Here is a 25,788-nt window from a genome sequence, read left to right on the forward strand (position 1 = left end):
TCCGCCAAAACACCTTCGGCGTTGTAAGGTTAAGCCTCACGGTTCATTAGTATCGGTTAGCTCAACGCATCGCTGCGCTTACACACCCGACCTATCAACGTCGTCGTCTTCAACGTTCCTTCAGGAGACTTAAAGTCTCAGGGAGAACTCATCTCGGGGCAAGTTTCGTGCTTAGATGCTTTCAGCACTTATCTCTTCCGCATTTAGCTACCGGGCAGTGCCATTGGCATGACAACCCGAACACCAGTGATGCGTCCACTCCGGTCCTCTCGTACTAGGAGCAGCCCCCCTCAATTCTCCAGCGCCCACGGCAGATAGGGACCGAACTGTCTCACGACGTTCTAAACCCAGCTCGCGTACCACTTTAAATGGCGAACAGCCATACCCTTGGGACCTACTTCAGCCCCAGGATGTGATGAGCCGACATCGAGGTGCCAAACACCGCCGTCGATATGAACTCTTGGGCGGTATCAGCCTGTTATCCCCGGAGTACCTTTTATCCGTTGAGCGATGGCCCTTCCATTCAGAACCACCGGATCACTATGACCTGCTTTCGCACCTGCTCGAGCCGTCACTCTCGCAGTCAAGCTAGCTTATGCCATTGCACTAACCTCCTGATGTCCGACCAGGATTAGCTAACCTTCGTGCTCCTCCGTTACTCTTTGGGAGGAGACCGCCCCAGTCAAACTACCCACCAGACACTGTCCGCAACCCGGATTACGGGTCCACGTTAGAACACCAGCCATTAAAGGGTGGTATTTCAAGGACGGCTCCACGCAGACTGGCGTCCACGCTTCAAAGCCTCCCACCTATCCTACACATCAAGGACCAGTGTTCAGTGTCAAGCTATAGTAAAGGTTCACGGGGTCTTTCCGTCTTGCCGCGGGTACACTGCATCTTCACAGCGAGTTCAATTTCACTGAGTCTCGGGTGGAGACAGCCTGGCCATCATTACGCCATTCGTGCAGGTCGGAACTTACCCGACAAGGAATTTCGCTACCTTAGGACCGTTATAGTTACGGCCGCCGTTTACCGGGGCTTCGATCAAGAGCTTCGCGTTGCCGCTAACCCCATCAATTAACCTTCCGGCACCGGGCAGGCGTCACACCGTATACGTCCACTTTCGTGTTTGCACAGTGCTGTGTTTTTAATAAACAGTTGCAGCCAGCTGGTATCTTCGACTGATTTCAGCTCCACCCGCAGGGGCTTCACCTACATATCAGCGTGCCTTCTCCCGAAGTTACGGCACCATTTTGCCTAGTTCCTTCACCCGAGTTCTCTCAAGCGCCTTGGTATTCTCTACCTGACCACCTGTGTCGGTTTGGGGTACGATTTCGTGTTACCTGATGCTTAGAGGCTTTTCCTGGAAGCAGGGCATTTATCACTTCAGCACCGTAGTGCCTCGTCATCACGCCTCAGTGTTAGAGTGAACCGGATTTGCCTGGAACACACACCTACACGCTTAAACCGGGACAACCGTCGCCCGGCTGACATAGCCTTCTCCGTCCCCCCTTCGCAGTAACACCAAGTACAGGAATATTAACCTGTTTCCCATCGACTACGCCTTTCGGCCTCGCCTTAGGGGTCGACTCACCCTGCCCCGATTAACGTTGGACAGGAACCCTTGGTCTTCCGGCGAGCGGGCTTTTCACCCGCTTTATCGTTACTTATGTCAGCATTCGCACTTCTGATACCTCCAGCAGCCCTCACAGGCCACCTTCGACGGCTTACAGAACGCTCCCCTACCCAACAACGCATAAGCGTCGCTGCCGCAGCTTCGGTGCATGGTTTAGCCCCGTTACATCTTCCGCGCAGGCCGACTCGACCAGTGAGCTATTACGCTTTCTTTAAATGATGGCTGCTTCTAAGCCAACATCCTGGCTGTCTGTGCCTTCCCACATCGTTTCCCACTTAACCATGACTTTGGGACCTTAGCTGGCGGTCTGGGTTGTTTCCCTCTTCACGACGGACGTTAGCACCCGCCGTGTGTCTCCCGTGATAACATTCTTCGGTATTCGTAGTTTGCATCGGGTTGGTAAGCCGGGATGGCCCCCTAGCCGAAACAGTGCTCTACCCCCGAAGATGAGTTCACGAGGCGCTACCTAAATAGCTTTCGGGGAGAACCAGCTATCTCCCGGTTTGATTGGCCTTTCACCCCCAGCCACAGGTCATCCGCTAATTTTTCAACATTAGTCGGTTCGGTCCTCCAGTTAGTGTTACCCAACCTTCAACCTGCCCATGGCTAGATCACCGGGTTTCGGGTCTATACCCTGCAACTTAACGCCCAGTTAAGACTCGGTTTCCCTACGGCTCCCCTATACGGTTAACCTTGCTACAGAATATAAGTCGCTGACCCATTATACAAAAGGTACGCAGTCACACCACGAAGGTGCTCCCACTGCTTGTACGTACACGGTTTCAGGTTCTTTTTCACTCCCCTCGCCGGGGTTCTTTTCGCCTTTCCCTCACGGTACTGGTTCACTATCGGTCAGTCAGGAGTATTTAGCCTTGGAGGATGGTCCCCCCATATTCAGACAGGATACCACGTGTCCCGCCCTACTCTTCGAGTTCACAGCCTGTGCATTTTCGTGTACGGGACTGTCACCCTGTACCGTGCGACTTTCCAGACGCTTCCACTAACACACAAGCTGATTCAGACTCCGGGCTGCTCCCCGTTCGCTCGCCGCTACTGGGGGAATCTCGGTTGATTTCTTTTCCTCGGGGTACTTAGATGTTTCAGTTCCCCCGGTTCGCCTCGTTAACCTATGTATTCAGTTAACGATAGTGTGTCGGAACACACTGGGTTTCCCCATTCGGACATCGCCGGGTCAAAGGTTCATATCACCTCGCCGGCGCTTTTCGCAGATTAGCACGTCCTTCATCGCCTCTGACTGCCAGGGCATCCACCGTGTACGCTTAGTCGCTTAACCTCACAACCCGAAGATGTTTCACTTCTGATTGCGAAAATTTGAGAGACTCGAACACACATAACATGTGTGTCGTTTCAATTTTCAGCTTGATCCAGATTTTTAAAGAGCAAATATCTCAAACATGACTCGTAAGTCAGTTTTGAGATATGACGGCAGGTGACTTTCACTCACGCACCAGCAAGTGGCGTCCCCTAGGGGATTCGAACCCCTGTTACCGCCGTGAAAGGGCGGTGTCCTGGGCCTCTAGACGAAGGGGACACTGAAGTCTCAATCGCAAGACGCCTTGCTGCTTACTTTTCATCAGACAATCTGTGTGAGCACTGCAAAGGCAGGTTCTTTAAGGTAAGGAGGTGATCCAACCGCAGGTTCCCCTACGGTTACCTTGTTACGACTTCACCCCAGTCATGAATCACAAAGTGGTAAGCGCCCTCCCGAAGGTTAAGCTACCTACTTCTTTTGCAACCCACTCCCATGGTGTGACGGGCGGTGTGTACAAGGCCCGGGAACGTATTCACCGTGGCATTCTGATCCACGATTACTAGCGATTCCGACTTCATGGAGTCGAGTTGCAGACTCCAATCCGGACTACGACGCACTTTATGAGGTCCGCTTGCTCTCGCGAGGTCGCTTCTCTTTGTATGCGCCATTGTAGCACGTGTGTAGCCCTACTCGTAAGGGCCATGATGACTTGACGTCATCCCCACCTTCCTCCAGTTTATCACTGGCAGTCTCCTTTGAGTTCCCGGCCTAACCGCTGGCAACAAAGGATAAGGGTTGCGCTCGTTGCGGGACTTAACCCAACATTTCACAACACGAGCTGACGACAGCCATGCAGCACCTGTCTCAGAGTTCCCGAAGGCACCAAAGCATCTCTGCTAAGTTCTCTGGATGTCAAGAGTAGGTAAGGTTCTTCGCGTTGCATCGAATTAAACCACATGCTCCACCGCTTGTGCGGGCCCCCGTCAATTCATTTGAGTTTTAACCTTGCGGCCGTACTCCCCAGGCGGTCGACTTAACGCGTTAGCTCCGGAAGCCACGCCTCAAGGGCACAACCTCCAAGTCGACATCGTTTACGGCGTGGACTACCAGGGTATCTAATCCTGTTTGCTCCCCACGCTTTCGCACCTGAGCGTCAGTCTTTGTCCAGGGGGCCGCCTTCGCCACCGGTATTCCTCCAGATCTCTACGCATTTCACCGCTACACCTGGAATTCTACCCCCCTCTACAAGACTCTAGCCTGCCAGTTTCGAATGCAGTTCCCAGGTTGAGCCCGGGGATTTCACATCCGACTTGACAGACCGCCTGCGTGCGCTTTACGCCCAGTAATTCCGATTAACGCTTGCACCCTCCGTATTACCGCGGCTGCTGGCACGGAGTTAGCCGGTGCTTCTTCTGCGGGTAACGTCAATCGACAAGGTTATTAACCTTATCGCCTTCCTCCCCGCTGAAAGTACTTTACAACCCGAAGGCCTTCTTCATACACGCGGCATGGCTGCATCAGGCTTGCGCCCATTGTGCAATATTCCCCACTGCTGCCTCCCGTAGGAGTCTGGACCGTGTCTCAGTTCCAGTGTGGCTGGTCATCCTCTCAGACCAGCTAGGGATCGTCGCCTAGGTGAGCCGTTACCCCACCTACTAGCTAATCCCATCTGGGCACATCTGATGGCAAGAGGCCCGAAGGTCCCCCTCTTTGGTCTTGCGACGTTATGCGGTATTAGCTACCGTTTCCAGTAGTTATCCCCCTCCATCAGGCAGTTTCCCAGACATTACTCACCCGTCCGCCACTCGTCACCCGAGAGCAAGCTCTCTGTGCTACCGTTCGACTTGCATGTGTTAGGCCTGCCGCCAGCGTTCAATCTGAGCCATGATCAAACTCTTCAATTTAAGTTTGATGCTCGTGAATTAAACTTCGTAATGAATTACGTATGTTCACTCAGAGACTTGGTATTCATTTTTCGTCTTGCGACGTTAAGAATCCATGTCACTTTGAGTGCCCACACAGATTGTCTGATAAATTGTTAAAGAGCAGTGCCGCTTCGTTTTCGCTGCGGCGCGGGGTGTGCATATTACGCTTTCCCGCTTCAGAGTCAAGCGTTTGTTTTGCTTTTCTCTGCTGACCCGGCGGCGTGTGTGCCGTTGTTCCGTGTCAGTGGAGGCGCATTATAGGGAGTTATTCTTAAGTGACAAGAGGAAACTTAAAAAAAGTTTCTGTCCGCGTTTTTTTTCACCAACAGCGGTGAAATCAAGCTACAAATTGTTCTATTTGATGTATCTGCAACCACAATCACATTCGAGGTGGCATAATTATCAGCATGAAACATTAAGGAATAAAAGCGATGCCATTAAGCGCACAACAGCTAGCCGCCCAAAAAAATCTGTCCTATGTGCTGGCAGAAAAGCTGGCGCAGCGGATTTTAGCGGGTAAATATGCCCCGGGCAGCATCTTGCCGGGTGAAATGGAGCTGGGTGAGCAGTTCGGGGTGAGCCGTACTGCCGTTCGCGAAGCGGTGAAAACGCTGACGGCAAAAGGCATGGTGCTTCCACGCCCTCGTATTGGCACGCGCGTGATGCCACAGAGTAACTGGAATTTTCTCGATCAGGAGCTGCTCTCCTGGTGGATGACTGAAGATAACTTTAATCAGGTTGTCGATCACTTTCTGGTGATGCGCAGCAGTCTGGAACCCCAGGCATGTCTGCTTGCCGCCTCGCTCGGAACGGCAGAGCAGAAAGCGCAGCTTAACGCACTGATGGAAGAGATGGTGTTCCTGAAAAAACACTTCAACCGGGAACGCTGGGTTGAGGTCGATATGGCCTGGCATGAACACATCTATATGATGAGCGCCAATCCGTTCCTGACCTCCTTTGCCTCGTTATTCCATTCGGTGTACCACACCTACTTTACCTCTATTACACAAGACGAAGTGGTAAAGCTGGATTTGCATCAGGCGATAGTGGATGCCATTCAGGAGAGCGACGGGCAGCGAGCCCTGACTGCATGCCAGGCATTGCTGACCGCGCCAACCCACCAGCAGGTAAATAAATGACAGAGAAAAAAGCACGCAGCATGGCCGGATTGCCGTGGATTGCAGCCATGGCGTTCTTTATGCAGGCACTGGATGCCACCATCCTCAATACGGCGCTTCCCGCTATCGCGCAAAGCCTTAACCGCTCCCCACTGGCAATGCAGTCCGCCATCATCAGCTATACCCTGACGGTTGCGATGTTGATCCCGGTTAGCGGCTGGCTGGCCGATCGCTTCGGCACCCGCAGAGTTTTCATGCTGGCCGTAACGCTATTTACGCTCGGTTCGCTGGCCTGCGCGCTTTCAACATCCTTAACGGAGCTGGTTATCTTCCGCGTGCTGCAGGGAATTGGCGGCGCGATGATGATGCCGGTGGCGCGCCTTGCCTTGCTGCGTGCCTATCCACGCAGCGAACTGCTTCCCGTACTCAACTTCGTCACCATGCCGGGGCTGGTCGGCCCAATACTAGGCCCGGTTCTCGGCGGGGTACTGGTTACCTGGGCAAGCTGGCACTGGATTTTCCTGATTAATATTCCGATTGGCGTGGCAGGGCTGATCTATGCCCGCAAATATATGCCGAACTTCACCACGCCAAGGCGCAGCTTCGATATGGGCGGCTTTTTCCTGTTTGGCCTGAGCCTGGTGCTGTTCTCCAGTGGGATGGAGCTCATTGGCGAGAAGATCGTTGAAACGTGGCTGGCACTCGCCGTCATCCTCAGCGGTATTCTGCTGTTCCTTCTTTATATACGTCATGCGCGTCGTCATCCGACACCGCTTATCTCTTTATCTCTCTTTAATACCCGAACCTTTTCCGTCGGGATCGCGGGCAATATTGCCTCACGTCTGGGCACGGGCTGCGTACCGTTCCTGATGCCATTGATGCTGCAGGTAGGTTTCGGCTACCCGGCGCTGATTGCCGGCTGCATGATGGCGCCCACGGCAATGGGTTCCATTCTGGCGAAATCGACGGTCACTCAGGTACTGCGCTGGTTTGGCTATCGTAAGACGCTGGTTGGCGTGACGGTCTTTATCGGTCTGATGATTGCGCAATTCTCGCTACAATCCGCCGCGTTACCGGTCTGGATGCTGATCCTGCCGCTGTTTGTGCTGGGGATGGCGATGTCAACGCAGTTCACATCGATGAATACCATTACCCTTGCGGACCTGACCGACGAGAACGCCAGCAGCGGCAACAGCGTACTGGCGGTGACCCAACAGCTGTCGATCAGCCTCGGGGTAGCCGTGAGTGCGGCGGTACTGCGGTTCTACGAAGGGTTTGACGGTACCAATACCGTTGAGCAGTTCCACTATACCTTTATCACCATGGGCGTGCTGACGGTGGTGTCGGCGCTGGTCTTTATGCTGTTAAAACCGAAAGACGGCCGCAACCTGATCAAAGAGCGACACAAAGCAAAGGCTAAACCGAACCCCGTTCCATCAGAACAGGAGTAAGCTGCAGACGTTGCTGCTGCAGCGTGGGCTGCGCCATTCGGTGAATCAACACATCAATGGCCAGCTCACCCAGTTCATCTTTAGGCTGATGAATGGTGGTCAGCGGCGGCGTCATGTAGCGCGCCAGTTCGATATCATCGTAGCCCACTATCGCCATATCGTCCGGCACGCGCAGTCCCGCCTGATACAGCGCCTGATAGGCACCAAACGCCATTGCATCGTTACCGATAAACACCGCCTGCGGGCGAGGATCCTGCGCCAGCAGCTTCTGCATAGCCTCGAAACCGCCGTTAAATTCAAAATCACCGGTGATTCGGTAGCCATCAGGAATGGCAAGCCCAGCTCTCTCCATTGCAGAGAGATACCCTTCCAGACGCAGGCGCGCCGGGGTTTTATCCAACGGGCCGGTAATGCAAGCAATGCGAGTATGACCTTTATCGATCAGATGCTGAGTCGCCATATCGCCGCCCAGCAGGGAGTTATCCTGAATCAAATCGCTGGTACCGTCGAAGGGGGCCCAGTCCATCATCACCGTGGGAATAGAGGGATAGCGCTGGATGATCTCTTTCGAGGGTTGATGCGTTTCGGTACAGAGCAGCAGCAGCCCGTCGACGCGTTTTTGCATCAGCGTTTCCAGGTTGCGGTTCATGCGCTGCTCGTCGCCTTCGGTATTGCACAGCACCAGGCTGTAGCCACGCTCAAAGCAGCTGCGTTCTACGCCACGAACAAGTTCAGAATAAAAAGGGTTGGTACTGGCGGTGATCAGCATACCGATGGTGCGCGTCTGGTTAAGCTTCAGACTGCGCGCCAGCGCCGACGGCGCATAGTTGAGATCTTTTACTGCGGCTTCGACTTTCTCACGAATCGCCTCGCTGACGAAGCGGTCGTTATTAATAACGTGAGAGACAGTCGAAGTAGAAACGCCCGCCATGCGGGCGACATCTTTCATCGTAGCCAAACGTTACCCCTGCTGACTTAAGAATTCATCGATCTCTTTGCGCCACGGAACGGAAGGCTGTGCGCCTTTGCGCGTCACCGCAATCGCGGCGGCGGCATGCGCAAAGCGGATGGCATCATCCATTACGTTTCCTTCCAGCAGCGCCGTCACCAGCGCACCGTTAAAGGTGTCTCCTGCGGCGATAGTATCAATGGCTTTGACCTTAAAGCCCGGCACGCGACGCCCTTCGCCGTTTACGCTTGCCCACACCCCACGGCTGCCAAGAGTAATGATAACGGTCCCGATGCCTTTTGCATGCAGCACTTTCGCCGCACGCGCGGCATCGTCGTCATTTTCAACGCGAATGCCCGTCAGCTTTTCGGCTTCGGTTTCGTTCGGCGTAATGATGTCCACCAGCGCCAGCAGCTCGTCTGATAATACACGGGCTGGGGCCGGGTTAAGTACGACAGTGGTATGATTTTCATGCGCAATTTTCGCCGCAGCCAGCACGCTTTCAACCGGTGATTCCAGCTGCATCAGCAGGGCTTCCGCTCCAGCGATGATTCCGCGTTGCGCTTCAACGCGTTCTGTCGTTAACGCAGCATTAGCCCCCGCATGAATACCGATGACATTCTCACCTTCCGCATTGACGAAAATCAGCGCCACGCCGGTAGATTCCCCTTCGACTACGCTCACTGGCGCAATATCAATGTTGTCGCTCGCCAGCTGTTTGCGTACGCGCTCACCGGTGTCGTCATCCCCCGTACAGGCGATAAATGCGATATTCGCCCCACTTCGTCCGGCGGCGACGGCCTGGTTTGCGCCTTTACCACCAAAGGCCACCTGGTACTGGTTACCCGTGACGGTTTCGCCCGGCGTGGGGAAGGTTTCAAGGTTAAGAATGTGATCGGCATTGATACTGCCAAGGACGACGAGGTTGCCTGCGGTTTTCATGGTTGAGCTGTCCATCTGAGAGCGCCACCGGTGTTACCCGGTGGCGTATGCCACACTTTTCTTTTATTTGGTGTCCCTCAGGCAGCCAGCGACTGCCTGAATCGCCTTTTACTGCTTAATGACCAGCTTCAGGTCAACCGGATATTTGGCCTGAACTTTTTCGCCCTTCAGCACTTTATCGGCAGTTTGCACGCCAGTGGCGCCAATCTGCTCAGGCAGCTGAGCGATGGTCGCAGCCAGTTTGCCATCATTTACTGCTTTTTCACCATCCGGCGTGCCGTCAAATCCGACAACCATCACATCAGATTTACCTGCAGTCTGCAGGGCACGCAGCGCGCCCAGCGCCATTTCGTCGTTCTGGGCGAACACTGCCTGCACATCAGGATGCGCAGTCAGCAGGTTCTGCATGACGTTCAGACCTTTAGTACGGTCGAAGTCTGCCGGCTGGCTAGCCAGCACGTTGAATTTATGTGCTGCTACAGCCTGCTGGAAGCCTTCACCACGCTCGCGGGCAGCGGACGTACCGGCAATGCCCTGCAGTTCGATAACTTTCGCGCCTTCACCGGCTTTCTTCGCAATGTAGTCACCGGCGATTTTACCGCCCAGCACGTTATCAGAAGCAATGTGGCTGACCACGTCGCCTTTCGTCGCCTGACGGTCCAGGGTAATGACCGGGATTTTTGCCTGGTTTGCCATCTTCACGGCGTTACCTACGGCATCAGAATCGGTTGGGTTGATCAGCAGAATCTTGGTACCACGAACGGTTAAGTCCTGAACGTTAGCCAGCTCTTTCGCCGGGTTGTTCTGAGAATCCAGCACCACCAGGTTGTAGCCCAGCTTGTCCGCTTCTTTCTGCGCTCCGTCCTTCAGGGAGACGAAGAACGGGTTGTTCAGCGTGGAGATAACCAGCGCGATGGTGTCTTTAGCCATGGCGTTAGCACTTACGGTTGCGCTCAGCGCGACAGCGGAAACCAGGGTAGCCAGTTTTTTCATGTTCATATCTAAGATGTCCTGTAGTGTCGTCAGTTACTGTTTTTTGTTGTCTACCAGTACCGCCAGCAAAATCACCACTGCCTTAACGATCATCTGGTAATAGGAGGAAACACCTAACAAATTCAAACCATTATTCAGGAAACCAAGAATCAGTGCGCCGATCAATGTCCCAACAATGCGACCTTTACCGCCCGCAAGACTCGTACCGCCCAAAACCACTGCTGCAATGGCGTCCAGCTCATAACCCGTACCCGCCGTCGGCTGCGCGGAGGAGAGGCGCGCCACTTCGATGATGCCCGCCAGGGAGGCCAGCAGGCCACACAGGGAGTAAACGATAATTTTGACTTTATTAACGCTGATACCGGACAGGCGCGTTGCCGCTTCGTTACCACCCAGCGCATAGATATAACGGCCCAGACGGGTGTGATGCAGCATGTACCACGCCGCCAGGAAGACGATAGCCATGATCCAGACCGGCGTTGGAATGCCCAGCGGGCGGCCAATACCGAACCAGCCAAACAGATCCGCGTTATCGGTAAAGCCGGTATTAACCGGGCTGCCGTTGGTGTAAACCATGGTCACACCGCGCAGCAACAGCATCATCACCAGCGTGGCGATAAACGCCTGAACGCGGCCCTTTGCCACAATCACGCCAGTTACAGCGCCTATCGCCGCGCCAGCTGCCAGGGCCGCAGCAACAGCCACCAGCGCGTTAACTTCAATACCAACAATCGAAGCGGCGATCGCACCGGTGAGCGCCAGCAGGGAACCGACGGACAGATCGATACCCGAGGTCAAAATCACCAGCGTCATGCCGACCGCCATAATAGCGTTCACCGACGTCTGCTGCAGAATGTTGAACAGGTTATTCACGGTGAAGAAATTCGGGCTCATGGTCGACACAATCGCGATCAGCACCAGCAGGGCAATCAGCGATTTTTGTTCCATCAGCCATGCCTTTGTGAAATAGCGGCGACCAGAAACAGCCTGGGTAGTCATCTTCTTACTCCTGATTCACGCGATTAAGCTTGCCCACAGCGGCAGCCATCAGAACTTCCTGGGTGGCCTGCTCGCGAGTGAATTCACCGCCGAGATGCCCTTCATGCATGACGATAATGCGATCGCTCATGCCTAATACCTCTGGCATCTCGGAAGAGACCAGAATGATGCTCAGACCGTCGGCCTTAAACTGGTTAATCAGCTGATAGATCTCTTTCTTCGCGCCCACGTCCACGCCGCGGGTTGGCTCGTCGAGGATCAATACTTTCGGGCGCGTCATCAGCCCGCGGGCAATAGCCACTTTCTGCTGATTCCCGCCGGACAACAGGCCAATCGCCTGCTCCATCGACGGGGTTTTGACGTTGAAGAGACGGATAAAATCGCTGACCGCCTGCTGCTCGTCTTTATGCTTCAGGCTCCCACCGCTATGGCTGAAATAGCGCAGCGCGGTAAGCGACATGTTCTCTTTTACCGACATACCCAGCACTAAGCCGTCGCGCTTACGGTCTTCGGATATATAGACGATGCCGTTCGCCAGGCCGTCCTGCGGCGAGCGGGTCACCACTTCATGACCGTCGAGGGTGACATAACCGCTGGTGCGCGGCAGTGCGCCGTAGAGCACTTTCATCAGCTCGGTACGGCCTGCGCCCATCAGGCCCGCCACGCCCAGGATCTCCCCCTGACGCAGGGTAAAGGTCACGTCGTTCACACCCGGACCGCAGAGGTTGTCCACCTTCAGGCGGATCTCACCTGGCGCTTTGTCCAGACGCGGATACTGATCTTCAAGCTTGCGTCCCACCATCATTTCGATGAGCATATCTTCGGTCAGCGTCGCCACTTCGCGCTCGGCAATAAACTGCCCGTCGCGGAAGACGGTGACGTCGTCGCAGATTTCGAAGATCTCTTTCATGCGGTGAGAAATATAGACAATCCCACGTCCCTGCGACTTCAGCTCGCGGATAACGCGGAACAGGGATTCGGTTTCGGTATCGGTCAGGGCGTCGGTCGGTTCATCCATAATGATGACCTTCGACTCAAAGCTCAGCACCTTCGCGATTTCCACCATCTGCTGATCGCCGATGGAGAGATCGCCCACCAGGCGGTCGCTTTTAAAGCGCAGGTTCAGCTTCGCCAGGAGTTTATCCGCTTCGGCGTACATGGTTTTCCAGTCGATTTTGCCGAACCTGTTCACAAACTCGCGGCCGAGGAAGATATTCTCTGCAATAGTGAGCTGCGGGATAAGGTTCAGCTCCTGGTGAATAATGCCGATGCCCGCTTCCTGTGAAGATTTCGGGCCGTTAAAGGTGGTCTCTTTGCCCAGCCATAGCAACGAACCGGCATCGCGCTGGTAGATCCCGGTCAGCACTTTCATCATGGTGGATTTGCCGGCGCCGTTTTCCCCCACCAGCGCCATCACGCGCCCGGGGTAGACGTTCAGCGCCGCGCCGGAGAGGGCTTTTACGCCCGGGAACGACTTATCGATCCCTTTAAGTTGCAGTAATGCGTCCATGATGGCCTCAGAAGGTGACGCCAGCACAGAGAATGATATTCGCATACGGGGAACACTCCCCGCTGCGAATCACCGCCTGACTGTCTGCGGTTTGTTGTTTGAACTGCTCGTGCGTTGTGTAACGAATTTCTATGGTGTTTCCCTGGTGTTGTTGCAGTTGCTCAATGTGGCTGAGCAACGTTTCGTGGAGTTGCGGATTATGTTGTTTGATTTCCGCCGCGAGAATGACCGCCTCAACCTGCATCTCCGTCGTCACGACTTCCAGTACCTGCATAAACGAGGGAACACCCTGCGTTAACGCCATATCAATACGGGTTGTGCTGCGCGGAACCGGTAAGCCTGCATCGCAAACCACCAGCGTATCGGTATGCCCAAGGCGGGAAATAACCGATGAGATTTCTGAGTTGAGAACCGTGCCTTTCTTCATTTTCTTGCTCCACTAGCGAAACGTTTCGCTAAAAAGAGTGTAGACGCAAGAGTGTTCAGAAAACCACCATGACGTAACGGAATTGTGATCAACGTCGAAACGTTTCGCTAAGTGAAATGTAGTGGAGGTAAATGCAAAACGGTAACCCCAGGGTTACCGTTTTTTATGTTTGCCCCCTCTCCCTCAAGGGAGAGGGGGTCGTCCATGCAAACATTATTTTGTGGGAATCCCTCAGCCCTGTGGGAGAGGGTCGGGCTGAGGGCATCAGGCCGCACAAAGACTTAAATCTCGACCTGCGTTCCCAGCTCAATCACGCGGTTAGGCGGGATCTCAAACTGGTCAGGCGCGCGCAGGGCGTTACGCTGCAGGATCAGGTACAGCTTGCCGCGCAGGCGCAGATACCACGGGCGCTTGCCGATGATCAGCGACTCGTGCGACATAAAGAACGACGTCTCCATCATCCGGCAGCTCAGACCTTCCAGGCCGCAGCGGTGGAACACCTCTTCCACGTTAGGCGTTTCGCGCCAGCCGTAGCTTGCCACCACGCGCCAGAAGGTCGGGGACAGCTGCTCAATCTGAACGCGACGCACGTTGTGAACGTACGGCGCATCTTCTGTACGTAGCGTCAGCAGGATCACGCGCTCGTGCAGAACCTTGTTGTGCTTGAGGTTATGCATTAGCGCGAACGGGATTACATTCAGGGCACGAGACATATAAACCGCGGTGCCCGGCACGCGAACCGGCGGTGATTTCTCCAGCGATGCGATCATCGCCTCAAGAGAATTGCCGTGCTCGTGCATGCGACGCAGCAGACGGAAGCGCTCGCTCTTCCACGTGGTCATGACAATGAACATCACCAGGCCCAGCGTCAGCGGCAGCCAGCCGCCGGAAACAATCTTGTCGAGGTTGGCAGAGAACAGCGGCACGTCGATACACAGGAAGCCCACCAGAATCATTGCTACAAGGAATTTATTCCAGTGCCAGTTTCGGTACGCCACCGTGGTGGAGAGAAGCGACGTCAGCACCATAGTACCTGTGACCGCAATACCGTAGGCCGCGGCCAGGTTACTGGAGTGCTCGAAGCTGACAATCACAATCACAACAGCAAAATAGAGCAGCCAGTTAACGAACGGGATGTAGATCTGGCCCGACTCCATTTCTGAAGTATGGATGATGCGCATTGGCGAGAGATAGCCCAGACGAACGGCCTGACGGGTCAAAGAGAACACCCCGGAAATCACCGCCTGAGAGGCAATAACGGTCGCCAGCGTGGCCAGAATGAGCATCGGCACCAGCGCCCAGTCAGGCGCCAGCAGGAAGAACGGGTTCTTAATCGCTTCCGGGTTCTTAAGCAGCAGCGCGCCCTGACCGAAGTAGTTCAGCACCAGCGAAGGGAGCACCACAATAAACCATGCCACGCGGATCGGCAGTTTTCCGAAGTGCCCCATGTCAGCATACAGCGCTTCCACACCGGTGATGGAGAGCACGACCGCCCCCAGCGCCACGAAGGAAACCACTTTGTATTCCAGGAAGAAATGCACCGCCCAGTAAGGGTTTAGCGCATGCAGCACGTCCGGATTCGCGATAATGCTGCGTAAGCCGAGCGCCGCCAGGATCACGAACCAGGCCAGCATAATCGGCGCAAACAGTTTGCCCACCAGCCCGGTACCGTGTTTCTGGATCATGAACAGCAGCGTCAGGACAATTATGGCCAGCGGAACCACCCATGAATCGAGCTGTGGCGCGATAATTTCCAGCCCCTCTATCGCCGAGAGCACTGAGATAGCCGGTGTTATCACCACTTCCCCATAGAAGAAGCTACCGCCAATCAGGCCGATAATCACCAGCACGGACGTCATTCTGGCCGAGGTATTGCGACCGGCAAGAGACATCAGGGTCAGGATCCCGCCTTCGCCCGCGTTATCTGCACGCATAACGAAGGAGAGATATTTAACGGAAACGACCAGGATCAGCAGCCAGAAGATGAGGGACAGGAAGCCAAACACGGCATCGCGCTCAACACCAAAGCCAAACTGGCCGGACAAACATTCACGAAGCGTATAAAGCGGGCTGGTGCCAATATCACCGTAGACAACCCCGATCGCCGCAAGCGTAATTGCGGGTAATGATTGCTTATTATCAGTGCTCATAGACTAGTCTTTTCGTTTAAATAACAAATGTGTTCCTGTCCCTTGGTCCACAAAAAGCGCACAGTATGCACGATTCATTGCAAAATCGTACCCCTAAATGCAACCGCATTAATGTAGCGCAAAGAAAATTGCGCCGCACTTCAGCCTATTACCAGCCCTGACTGAAACGTCTATACTCGCTTCAATTGGCCGCCACAACGGCGAAAGGATGCAAAACTATTATGGCTCACTCACATTTATTAGCAGAAAGAATTTCCCGCCTCAGCAGCGCGCTGGAGAAAGGCCTTTACGAGCGTAGCCACGCCATTCGCCTTTGCCTGCTGGCGGCGCTGAGCGGTGAAAGCGTGTTTCTGCTGGGTCCGCCGGGCATTGCTAAAAGTTTGATTGCACGCCGCCTGAAGTTCGCTTTTCAGAACGCCCGTGCATTTGAATATTTGATGACGCGCTTCTCCACCCCCGAAGAAGTTTTCGGCCCGCTTTCTATTCAGGCACTGAAGGACGAGGGGCGCTATGAGCGTCTGACGGCGGGCTATCTTCCGGAAGCGGAAATCGTCTTTCTCGATGAGATCTGGAAAGCCGGCCCGGCCATTCTGAACACCCTGCTGACGGCAATTAACGAACGTCGTTTCCGCAACGGGGCCAGTGAAGAGAAAATCCCCATGCGCCTGCTGGTGGCCGCGTCAAACGAACTTCCCGAAGCAGACAGCAGCCTGGAAGCGCTGTATGACCGTATGCTGATCCGCCTGTGGCTGGATAAAGTACAGGATAAATCAAACTTCCGCTCCATGCTGGTGAGCCAGCAGGATGAGAACGAAAACCCGGTGGCTGCTTCACTGCAGGTGACGGACGAGGAGTACCATCAGTGGCAGGAAGAGATCGGCAAAATAAAACTGCCCGATGCCGTTTTTGAGCTGATCTTCATGCTGCGCCAGCAGCTTGATTTACTGCCTTCCGCCCCGTATGTCTCTGACCGTCGCTGGAAAAAAGCGATCCGTCTCCTCCAGGCCAGCGCGCTGTTCAGTGGTCGCGACGCGGTCGCCCCTATCGATCTGATCCTGCTAAAAGACTGCCTCTGGCACGACGCAGAAGGCATGAACCTGATGCAGCAGCAGCTGGACGTTTTGATGACCGGACACGCCTGGGGGCAGCAGGCGATGCTCAACCAACTGGGGGCGATTGCCCAACGGCGCTTACAGCTCAAGCAGCAGCAAAGCGATAAAACCGCGCTTAAAGTGAATCGCCTGGGGGGCATGTTCGCCCGCAAACCGCATTACGAGCTACCCGCCGATCTGACCGGCACGACGCTGACATTGCTGCTCCAGCAGCCGCTCAAGCTGCATGATATGCAGGTGGTGCACATTACGATTGAGCGCGAGCCGCTGGCGCAGTGGCTGGATAAGGGCGGAGAGATCCGCGGTAAGCTCAACGGCATCGGTTTCGCGCAGCCGCTGAATATGGAAGTGGACAGCAGTCAGCACCTGGTGATCCGCGACGTGAGCCTTCAGGGATCGCGTCTTGCGCTTCCCGGCACCGCCTCTGACAGCGTGCCGGAAGAGATCAAACAGCAGCTGGAAGCGCTGGATACCGAATGGCACCAGCAGCACACCCGCTTCAGCGAGCAGCAAAAATGCCTCTTTATTCATAGCGACTGGTTAGGCCGCATTGAAGCCAGCCTGCAGGACGTCAGCGCGCAGATCAAACAGGCACGGCAATGCTAACGCTGGACACGCTCAACGTCATGCTGGCGGTCAGCGAGGAAGGGTTAATTGAGGAGGTGGTGATAACACTTCTGGCGTCCCCACAGCTGGCGGCGTTTTTTGAAAAATTCCCGAAGCTCAAAAAAGCAATGACGGACGATCTCCCACGCTGGCGCGATAACCTGCGTCAGCGGTTTAAGGAGACGGAAGTCCCGCCAGAACTGACGGAGGAAGTCGCAGCCTATCAGCAGTGCCAGCGGCTATCGACGCCGCAGTTTATCGTCCAGATCCCGCAAGCCCTGGCGCTGCTCGATAAAGTCCATTCTCCGTTTGCCAGCCAGGCCAGAACGCTGGTCACGGAAAATGCCACCATTACCCCGGCGCTGCACACGCTATTTTTACAGCGCTGGCGCCTGAGCCTGGTCGTCCAGGCCACCTCGCTGAACCAACAGCTGCTGGATGAAGAGCGCGAGCAGCTGCTCAGTGAAGTCCAGGAACGTATGACCCTGAGCGGTCAGCTCGAAGAGGTGCTGGTAGAAAATGAAAACGCCGCCGGTCGCCTCTGGGATATGAGCGCCGGGCAGCTGCGGCGCGGGGATTATCAGCTGATCGTGAAGTACGGCGACTTTTTAACCCAGCAGCCGGAGCTGATGAAACTCGCGGAACAGTTGGGTCGGTCCAGGGAGGCAAAGTCTGTCCCAAAGAAGGATGCCCCGATGGAAACCTTCCGCACCCTGGTACGCGAACCGGCCACCGTGCCGGAACAGGTCGACGGACTTCAGCAAAGCGACGACATCCTGCGCCTGCTGCCCACGGAGCTAAGCACGCTGGGAATGACCGAACTGGAGTATGAGTTTTACCGTCGGCTGGTGGAAAAACAGCTTCTCACCTATCGACTGCACGGCGAAGCCTGGCGCGAGAAGCTAAGCCAGCGCCCTGTCGTTCATCAGGATTTTGATGAACAGCCGCGCGGGCCGTTTATTGTTTGCGTGGATACGTCCGGCTCAATGGGCGGTTTTAACGAGCAGTGTGCGAAGGCGTTCTGTCTGGCGCTGATGCGCGTTGCGCTCGCCGATCGCCGTCGCTGCTTTATTATGCTCTTCTCCAGTGAAGTCGTGGGCTATGAGCTGACGAACCAGCAGGGCATCGAGCAGGCCATCCGCTTTTTAAGCCAGCGTTTTCGCGGCGGCACCGATCTGGCCAGTTGTTTTCGAAGCATTGTGGAGCGTATGCAGGGCGGCGACTGGTACGACGCTGACGCAGTAGTGATTTCAGATTTTATTGCCCAGCGGCTGCCGGATGATGTGGTAAATAAAGTGAAGGAGCTGCAGCGGGTGCATCAGCACCGTTTTCATGCGGTGGCGATGTCCGCCCATGGAAAGCCCGGCATCATGCGCATCTTCGATCATATCTGGCGCTTTGATACCGGGTTGCGGAGCCGCCTGCTCAGACGCTGGCGACGTTAATTAAAGAAGAGAACCGACGCTTTCACGAACCTGCTGCGGCCAGACTCCACACTGCACCTGACCGATATGGGACAGCTGCAGCAGCAGCATGGTCAGACGGGACTGGCCGATACCGCCGCCAATCGTCTGAGGCATTTCGCCGCGCAGCAGCGCCTGGTGCCACTCGAGTTTGAGACGATCTTCATCACCGGTCACCGCCAGCTGGCGCTTCAGCGCGTCAGCATCCACGCGGATCCCCATAGAAGAGAGCTCAAACGCATCTTCCAGAACCGGGTTCCAGACCAGAATATCGCCGTTCAGACCGGCATATTCGCTTTCGGCCACGGTGCTCCAGTCATCATAATCCGGCGCACGAACGTCGTGACGCTTGCCATCAGACAGTTTACCGCCGATGCCAATCAGAAATACCGCGCCCAGCTCTTTGGCGATCGCCCGCTCGCGGCCTTTGGCATCCAGATCCGGAAAACGGCTCAGCAGTTCCTGGCTGTGGACAAAGTGGATCGTTTCCGGCAGGAACGGTGCCAGACCAAACTCTTTGCTCACGGCCGCTTCGGTCGCTTTGATCCCGGCGTAGATCGCCTCAACGGTCGATTTCAGCGTGCCGACGTGGCGTTCACCATCTCCCATTACGCGCTCCCAGTCCCACTGGTCAACGTAGACAGAGTGAATCGGGGAGAGACGGTCTTCATCGGGGCGAAGAGCTTTCATGTGCGTGTAAAGCCCTTCGCCCGCGCTGAAGTCGTGTTGTCCCAGGGTTTGACGCTTCCACTTCGCCAGTGAATGAACCACTTCGAACTGTGCGTCAGGCAATGTTTTCACTTTCACCTGTACCGCTTTTTCGCATCCAGACAGGTTATCCTGCGTCCCGTCACCCACGCGGCTCAGAATTGGCGCCTGAACTTCAATAAGACCAAGCTTCTCTTCCAGCTGGCGGGAAAAATGGGATTTTACGAAACTGATCTGGCGTTGTTTTGCGATGTAAGCGGTTTTCATTATTTATACTCCTGCGTCCTGTTGGTAATGATTAAGCAACAGAACCGGTACTTAATTCAATAACTCATCAACAAAAAGCCGCCTTCACTTTTGATTCGTTAAAATATGACGCTAGAATAGAGGTATTCATTAATCTTCATAAGAAAAAGCTATGGAAAATTATCAGATCGACAATCTGGACCGCGGCATTCTGGAGGCCTTAATGGCCAATGCCCGTACAGCCTACGCCGAACTGGCAAAACAGTTTGGCGTCAGCCCGGGAACCATTCACGTTCGCGTAGAGAAAATGAAGCAGGCAGGGATCATTACCGGCGCGCGCATTGACGTCAGCCCGAAGCAGCTGGGTTACGACGTCTGCTGCTTCATCGGCATTATTCTTAAAAGCGCAAAAGACTACCCCTCCGCGCTGGCGAAGCTTAACGCGCTCGATGAAGTCACCGAGGCGTACTACACCACCGGGCACTACAGCATCTTTATAAAGGTGATGTGCCGATCCATCGATGCTCTCCAGCAGGTACTTATCAACAAGATCCAAACAATCGATGAAATTCAGTCCACCGAGACACTGATCTCCCTGCAAAACCCGATCATGCGTACCATCCGCCCGTGATCGGGCAAATTCATTCCCACATTTTCCACAGGTAGATCCCAGCTCGTTCACAGCGTACAATGATCCCCTCTTTATCTGAGCGAGCGATCAATGGCGGACATTACCCTTATCAGCGGCAGCACCCTTGGCGGTGCGGAATATGTAGCGGAACACCTGGCTGAGAAGCTGGAAGATGCGGGCTTTTCCACGGAAACCCTGCATGGGCCGCTGCTTGAAGATCTCCCGAATGACGGGGTCTGGCTGCTGATCACCTCCACGCACGGCGCGGGCGATCTGCCGGATAACCTGCAACCTTTATATGACGAACTGCTTGAACAGCAGCCCGACCTGTCAAACGTCCGTTTTGGCGCGGTGGGGATCGGCAGTCGTGAATATGACACCTTCTGCGGGGCAATAGAGAAAGTCGAAGCCGCTGTTACCTCTTGTGGGGCAAAACAGCTGGGTGAAACGCTCAAGATCAACATCCTCGATCATGACATTCCGGAGGATCCGGCCGAGATCTGGCTCGCGGAATGGAAAAATTTACTCAAAAACGATTAAAGATCGCGCGAACAGATGTGGATAACTCTGGTTAAAAGCTCGTATTAACCCGTAGTTATCCAAATAACAACCGTGGCTTAGTTTTTAGCCTGTGTATAAACTCGCGATCTGATCCCAGCTTATACGGTCCAGGATCACCGATCATTCACAGCAAACGATCCTTCCTAACTGCATGATCTTATTTGCGGGATCGGACTTATCCACATGGGTCCGCGATCCTAATAAGAGATCACAATAGAACAGATCTCTAAATAAAAAGATCTTCTTTTTAATAGCCCAGGATCCCAATGCTTTCTCGAAAGACTAAAGTTGAGTAGAATCCACGGCCCGGGCTTCAATCCATTTTCATACCGCTTTACGCGAGGCAGACCACCATGTTTTATCAGGATCCTTTTGACGTCATCATCATTGGCGGGGGTCACGCAGGCACTGAGGCCGCAATGGCCGCAGCGCGTATGGGTCAGCAGACCCTGCTTTTGACACACAATATCGACACGCTGGGACAGATGTCCTGTAATCCGGCGATTGGCGGCATTGGGAAAGGACACCTGGTAAAAGAAGTGGATGCACTTGGCGGCCTGATGGCGAAAGCGATCGATCGGGCTGGCATCCAGTTTAGGATACTAAACGCAAGTAAAGGCCCCGCTGTTCGTGCCACCCGTGCACAGGCAGACCGCGTGCTTTACCGTCAGGCCGTACGCACCGCACTGGAGAACCAGCCGAACCTGATGATCTTCCAGCAGGCGGTAGAAGATCTTATCGTTGAAAACGATCGCGTTGTGGGCGCCGTGACCCAGATGGGCCTCAAGTTCCGTGCTAAAGCCGTAGTGCTGACAGTCGGGACATTCCTGGACGGCAAAATTCATATCGGTCTGGATAACTACAGCGGTGGCCGTGCCGGCGATCCGCCGTCTATTCCACTGTCTCGTCGTCTGCGTGAGCTGCCGCTGCGCGTTAGCCGCCTGAAAACCGGTACGCCGCCGCGTATTGATGCGCGGACCATTGATTTCAGCGTGCTGGCGCAACAGCACGGTGATAACCCGATGCCGGTCTTCTCGTTCATGGGCAACGCGGCGCAGCATCCGCAGCAGGTACCGTGCTACATCACGCATACCAACGAGAAAACCCACGACGTGATCCGCAATAACCTCGATCGCAGCCCCATGTACGCTGGCGTGATCGAAGGGATAGGCCCACGCTACTGCCCGTCGATCGAAGACAAAGTGATGCGCTTTGCCGATCGTAACCAGCACCAGATCTTCCTGGAGCCGGAAGGGCTGACCTCAAACGAAATTTACCCGAACGGCATCTCCACCAGCCTGCCGTTCGACGTGCAGATGCAGATTGTTCGCTCAATGCAGGGGATGGAGAATGCGAAAATCGTTCGCCCTGGCTACGCTATTGAGTACGATTTCTTCGACCCGCGTGACCTGAAGCCGACGCTGGAGAGCAAATTCATCCACGGTCTGTTCTTCGCGGGCCAGATTAACGGCACCACCGGCTACGAAGAAGCCGCAGCGCAGGGTTTGCTGGCCGGTCTGAATGCCGCTCGCTTCTCTGCCGAGAAAGAGGGATGGGCGCCGGCGCGTTCTCAGGCCTATCTGGGCGTGCTGGTTGACGATCTGTGCACCCTGGGCACCAAAGAACCGTACCGCATGTTTACCTCTCGCGCGGAATATCGTCTGATGCTGCGCGAGGACAACGCCGACCTGCGTCTGACCGAGATGGGCCGCGAGCTGGGTCTGGTGGATGACGAACGCTGGGCGCGCTTCAACGAGAAGCTGGAGCGCATTGAACAGGAACGCCAGCGCCTGAAAACCACGTGGGTAAATCCGCAGGCGGAAACTGCTGCCGAAGTGAACGCTCACTTAACTGCGCCACTCTCGCGGGAAGCCAGCGGCGAAGATCTGCTGCGTCGTCCGGAAGTGACCTATGAGAATCTGGTGAAACTCACCGCGTTCGCCCCGGGTCTTGAAGACGCGGAAGCCGCTGAACAGGTCGAAATACAGGTGAAGTACGAAGGTTACATCGCGCGTCAGCAGGATGAGATCGAAAAACAGCAGCGCAACGAAAACACGCTGCTTCCGGAAATGCTGGACTACCGTCAGGTGACGGGCCTGTCCAACGAAGTGATCGCTAAGCTGAACGATCACAAACCGGTATCGATTGGCCAGGCTTCACGGATCTCCGGCGTCACGCCTGCCGCGATTTCGATTCTGCTGGTGTGGCTGAAAAAGCAGGGTATGTTGCGCCGCAGCGCGTAATTGCAATCGTTTTGGCGGGTGGCGCTTTGCTTACCCGCCCAACATCGTTCGTAGGCCCGGTAAGCGTTAGCGCCACCGGGCAAATTGTTTCTAAACAGGTATTCACCGTGCTCAATAAACTCTCTCGTCTGCTGGATCAGGCAGGTATTTCGCTCACCGATCACCAGAAAAACCAGCTGGTGGCGTATGTCGATACGCTGAACAAATGGAATAAAGCGTACAACCTGACGTCTGTTCGCGACCCCAACGAGATGCTGGTACGCCATATTCTCGACAGCATCGTGGTCGCGCCGTATCTGAAAGGTGAGCGTTTTATCGACGTGGGGACGGGGCCTGGTTTACCGGGCGTTCCGCTGTCGATTGTCCGACCTGAGAGCCATTTCACGCTGCTGGACAGCCTGGGCAAGCGCGTGCGCTTTTTACGTCAGGTCCAGCATGAACTTAAGCTGGATAACATCACGCCCGTACAGAGCAGGGTAGAGGAGTTCCCGGCGGAGCCGCCGTTTGACGGTGTTATCAGCCGCGCGTTTGCTTCGCTCAATGACATGGTGAGCTGGTGTAAGCATCTGCCGGCAGTCGATGGCCGTTTTTATGCGCTTAAAGGACAGCTGCCCGGTGATGAAATTGAACAGCTTCCGGACGGTTTTAGCGTTGAAACCATCGAGAAATTAAACGTTCCTCAGCTCGATGGTGAACGTCATCTGGTGATAATTAAGCCAAACAATTTTTAAAAAATTAATAAAAAATGTGGAATTTGTGCTGTTCTGAGCATGTTAAAAAACAGCACATCTACCCGGGATTTATCAGAGAGCGTTTAACCACTTTTTTACTATGGGTTTTCTTGCAGTTAACCTCGCGCTGATTATTCATCGTGAAGATAGTCAACTATGAAAATATCAGCCTGCTAAAAGTGGAAGACTGTAACCAGAACACAATGTTAAATATTTATTAAGAATGTCAATAAAAGGTTTTTATTGTGTACGGGGCTGTTTTGAAAATAGTTGCGATATTTTATCTTTAATTTCAGAAAGATAATTCTGGGCGAATTACGGCTTTGATAAATACAACCTTATCGCAAATGTGTGTTTTGTGATCTCGTGCACGCTTTGTAGTCAACGTTTTCGCGCTGTTTGCAGTTTTGCTCGAAGGTCGATGCTTTCTACGAAAGTTAAAAAATAGCGGTGGGGAAAAATATTTAAACATTTATTCACCTTTTCGCTACTTAATGTTTGAAATCACGGGTACGCACCGTATAATTTGTCCGCTTTTTGATGCTTGACTCTGAGCCTTAAAGGACGTTTTATACGACACGCGGCATACCTCGAAGGGAGCAGGAGTAAAAACGTGATGTCTGTGTCGCTCTTGAGTAGAAACGTTGCTCGTAAGCTTCTGTTCATTCAGTTTCTGGCTGTGATAGCAAGTGGACTGCTGTTTAGCCTCAAAGACCCCTTCTGGGGCATCTCCGCCGTGTGCGGGGGTTTGGCGGTCGTGCTGCCAAACGTGTTGTTTATGATTTTTGCCTGGCGTCATCAGGCGCATACACCCGCCAAAGGCCGCGTGGCCTGGTCCTTCGCCCTCGGCGAAGTGTGTAAGGTGTTGCTGACCTTTGCTCTACTGGTGATGGCGCTGGCGGTTTTGAAAGTGGTATTCATGCCGCTGATAGCAACGTGGGTTTTGGTGCTGGTGGTACAAGTTCTGGCTCCAGCTGTAATCAATAACAAAGGGTAAAAGGCATCATGGCTTCAGAAAATATGACGCCGCAGGATTACATAGGTCACCATCTGAATAACCTTCAGCTGGACCTGCGTACATTCTCGCTGGTGGATCCACATAACCCCCCGGCCACCTTCTGGACGATCAACATCGACTCCATGTTCTTCTCGGTGGTTTTGGGTCTTCTGTTCCTGGCCATGTTCCGCAGCGTTGCTAAAAAAGCGACCAGCGGTGTTCCAGGGAAATTCCAGACGTTCGTTGAGATGATCATCGGCTTCGTCCATGGCAGCGTGAAAGATATGTACCATGGTAAGAGCAAGCTGATTGCTCCGCTGGCCCTGACCGTGTTCGTTTGGGTCTTCCTGATGAACCTGATGGACCTGCTGCCAATTGACCTGCTGCCGTTCATCGGCGAGCACATCTTCGGCCTGCCTGCGCTGCGTGTGGTACCGTCCGCGGACGTGAACATCACCCTGTCGATGGCGCTGGGCGTGTTTATCCTGATTCTTTTCTACAGCATCAAAATGAAAGGCGTAAGCGGCTTTGTGAAAGAGCTTACCTTGCAGCCGTTCAACCACTGGGCGTTTATTCCGGTCAACCTGATCCTGGAAGGCGTTAGCCTGCTGTCCAAACCTGTTTCACTGGGTCTGCGACTGTTCGGCAACATGTATGCGGGTGAGCTGATTTTCATTCTGATCGCGGGTCTTCTGCCGTGGTGGTCACAGTGGATTCTTAATGTGCCGTGGGCCATTTTCCACATCCTGATCATTACGCTGCAAGCCTTTATCTTCATGGTTCTGACGATCGTCTATCTGTCGATGGCGTCTGAAGAGCACTGATTTTTTACCAACACTACTACGTTTTAATTGAAACAAACTGGAGACTGTCATGGAAAACCTGAATATGGATCTGCTGTACATGGCTGCCGCTGTGATGATGGGTCTGGCGGCTATCGGTGCTGCGATCGGTATCGGCATCCTCGGAGGTAAATTCCTGGAAGGCGCAGCGCGTCAACCTGATCTGATTCCTCTGCTGCGTACTCAGTTCTTTATCGTTATGGGTCTGGTGGATGCAATCCCAATGATCGCTGTAGGTCTGGGTCTGTACGTGATGTTTGCTGTCGCGTAGTAGT

General features: G+C 54.4%; 19 protein-coding genes, 1 tRNA gene and 2 rRNA genes. 11 read left to right on the plus strand and 11 right to left on the minus strand.

What is annotated here, in order from left to right; translation table 11 throughout:
* Positions 1-25: 25 nt before the first annotated feature.
* The 3 genes from ACR42C_RS22835 to ACR42C_RS22845 form a co-directional block, all read right to left on the minus strand.
* Positions 26-2,930, minus strand: a 23S ribosomal RNA gene (locus ACR42C_RS22835).
* Between the two features lie 182 nt (positions 2,931-3,112).
* A tRNA-Glu gene (locus ACR42C_RS22840) sits at positions 3,113-3,188 on the minus strand.
* 85 nt (positions 3,189-3,273) lie between these two features.
* Positions 3,274-4,813: ribosomal RNA gene (locus ACR42C_RS22845) — 16S ribosomal RNA — on the minus strand.
* The 16S and 23S rRNA genes sit together here with 1 tRNA gene alongside, the layout of an rRNA operon.
* A 452-nt stretch (positions 4,814-5,265) precedes the next feature.
* Here ACR42C_RS22845 and ACR42C_RS22850 point away from each other — a divergent pair.
* Both ACR42C_RS22850 and mdtD read left to right on the plus strand, forming a co-directional pair.
* Positions 5,266-5,973 carry a FadR/GntR family transcriptional regulator gene (locus ACR42C_RS22850; protein WP_116343677.1) on the plus strand — a complete coding sequence of 236 codons (708 nt, stop codon included), beginning with the start codon at positions 5,266-5,268 and terminating at the stop codon, positions 5,971-5,973.
* Positions 5,970-7,403, plus strand: a complete 1,434-nt coding sequence (mdtD, locus tag ACR42C_RS22855; protein WP_116343676.1) for a multidrug transporter subunit MdtD — start codon at positions 5,970-5,972, stop codon at positions 7,401-7,403. The genes ACR42C_RS22850 and mdtD overlap by 4 nt, the downstream gene beginning before the upstream one ends.
* Here mdtD and rbsR read toward each other — a convergent pair.
* The 7 genes from rbsR to kup all read right to left on the minus strand — a co-directional run bounded on the left by rbsR (position 7,369) and on the right by kup (position 15,373).
* Positions 7,369-8,361: a ribose operon transcriptional repressor RbsR gene (rbsR, locus tag ACR42C_RS22860; RefSeq protein WP_116343675.1), complete on the minus strand. Its 993-nt coding sequence runs from the start codon at positions 8,359-8,361 to the stop codon at positions 7,369-7,371. The two genes, mdtD and rbsR, sit on opposite strands and share 35 nt — an antisense overlap.
* Before the next feature lie 3 nt (positions 8,362-8,364).
* Positions 8,365-9,294 (minus strand): ribokinase, encoded by a 930-nt coding sequence (gene rbsK / locus ACR42C_RS22865; protein ID WP_395313964.1) that lies wholly within the window; start codon positions 9,292-9,294, stop codon positions 8,365-8,367.
* A gap of 108 nt (positions 9,295-9,402) precedes the next feature.
* On the minus strand, positions 9,403-10,293 hold the full coding sequence (rbsB, locus tag ACR42C_RS22870; protein WP_013099394.1) for a ribose ABC transporter substrate-binding protein RbsB: 891 nt from the start codon (positions 10,291-10,293) through the stop codon (positions 9,403-9,405).
* Positions 10,294-10,320: 27 nt separating this feature from the next.
* Positions 10,321-11,286, minus strand: a complete 966-nt coding sequence (gene rbsC / locus ACR42C_RS22875; protein ID WP_047360514.1) for a ribose ABC transporter permease — start codon at positions 11,284-11,286, stop codon at positions 10,321-10,323.
* Between the two features lie 4 nt (positions 11,287-11,290).
* On the minus strand, positions 11,291-12,796 hold the full coding sequence (gene rbsA / locus ACR42C_RS22880; RefSeq protein ID WP_479985221.1) for a ribose ABC transporter ATP-binding protein RbsA: 1,506 nt from the start codon (positions 12,794-12,796) through the stop codon (positions 11,291-11,293).
* Positions 12,797-12,803: 7 nt separating this feature from the next.
* A complete protein-coding gene (gene rbsD / locus ACR42C_RS22885) occupies positions 12,804-13,223 on the minus strand; it encodes a D-ribose pyranase (protein ID WP_116343673.1) in 420 nt (139 codons plus the stop codon).
* 281 nt (positions 13,224-13,504) lie between these two features.
* A complete protein-coding gene (kup, locus tag ACR42C_RS22890; RefSeq protein WP_116343672.1) occupies positions 13,505-15,373 on the minus strand; it encodes a low affinity potassium transporter Kup in 1,869 nt (622 codons plus the stop codon).
* Between the two features lie 221 nt (positions 15,374-15,594).
* Between kup and ravA the strand changes: the two genes are divergently transcribed.
* Together ravA and viaA are read left to right on the plus strand one after the other, a co-directional pair.
* Positions 15,595-17,091, plus strand: coding sequence for an ATPase RavA (gene ravA / locus ACR42C_RS22895; protein WP_479984599.1), 1,497 nt, complete (start codon positions 15,595-15,597; stop codon positions 17,089-17,091).
* Positions 17,085-18,536, plus strand: a complete 1,452-nt coding sequence (viaA, locus tag ACR42C_RS22900) for an ATPase RavA stimulator ViaA (protein ID WP_479984600.1) — start codon at positions 17,085-17,087, stop codon at positions 18,534-18,536. The genes ravA and viaA overlap by 7 nt, the downstream gene beginning before the upstream one ends.
* Here viaA and asnA read toward each other — a convergent pair whose 3' ends face one another.
* Positions 18,537-19,529 (minus strand): aspartate--ammonia ligase, encoded by a 993-nt coding sequence (gene asnA / locus ACR42C_RS22905; RefSeq protein WP_116343669.1) that lies wholly within the window; start codon positions 19,527-19,529, stop codon positions 18,537-18,539.
* A gap of 151 nt (positions 19,530-19,680) precedes the next feature.
* On the opposite strand from asnA, the gene asnC reads away from it, so the two are divergent.
* From asnC to atpE, 7 genes are all read left to right on the plus strand, one after another.
* Positions 19,681-20,139, plus strand: a complete 459-nt coding sequence (gene asnC / locus ACR42C_RS22910; RefSeq protein WP_008500198.1) for a transcriptional regulator AsnC — start codon at positions 19,681-19,683, stop codon at positions 20,137-20,139.
* A 90-nt stretch (positions 20,140-20,229) separates the two neighbouring features.
* Positions 20,230-20,679: an FMN-binding protein MioC gene (mioC, locus tag ACR42C_RS22915; RefSeq protein WP_116343668.1), complete on the plus strand. Its 450-nt coding sequence runs from the start codon at positions 20,230-20,232 to the stop codon at positions 20,677-20,679.
* A gap of 374 nt (positions 20,680-21,053) precedes the next feature.
* Positions 21,054-22,943, plus strand: coding sequence for a tRNA uridine-5-carboxymethylaminomethyl(34) synthesis enzyme MnmG (mnmG, locus tag ACR42C_RS22920; RefSeq protein WP_032644275.1), 1,890 nt, complete (start codon positions 21,054-21,056; stop codon positions 22,941-22,943).
* A gap of 107 nt (positions 22,944-23,050) precedes the next feature.
* The gene (rsmG, locus tag ACR42C_RS22925; RefSeq protein WP_316380845.1) at positions 23,051-23,674 is read left to right on the plus strand and encodes a 16S rRNA (guanine(527)-N(7))-methyltransferase RsmG; all 624 of its coding nucleotides are present in this window, start codon (positions 23,051-23,053) and stop codon (positions 23,672-23,674) included.
* A gap of 616 nt (positions 23,675-24,290) precedes the next feature.
* The gene (gene atpI, locus ACR42C_RS22930; RefSeq protein ID WP_008500194.1) at positions 24,291-24,671 is read left to right on the plus strand and encodes a F0F1 ATP synthase subunit I; all 381 of its coding nucleotides are present in this window, start codon (positions 24,291-24,293) and stop codon (positions 24,669-24,671) included.
* 8 nt (positions 24,672-24,679) lie between these two features.
* Entirely contained in the window at positions 24,680-25,495 is an 816-nt protein-coding gene (gene atpB, locus ACR42C_RS22935) for a F0F1 ATP synthase subunit A (protein WP_014881883.1), read from the plus strand.
* Positions 25,496-25,544: 49 nt separating this feature from the next.
* Positions 25,545-25,784: a F0F1 ATP synthase subunit C gene (gene atpE, locus ACR42C_RS22940; protein ID WP_000429386.1), complete on the plus strand. Its 240-nt coding sequence runs from the start codon at positions 25,545-25,547 to the stop codon at positions 25,782-25,784.
* The last annotated feature ends 4 nt before the right edge of the window (positions 25,785-25,788 follow it).

Source organism: Enterobacter sp. MG-EB028, assembly GCF_056673305.1.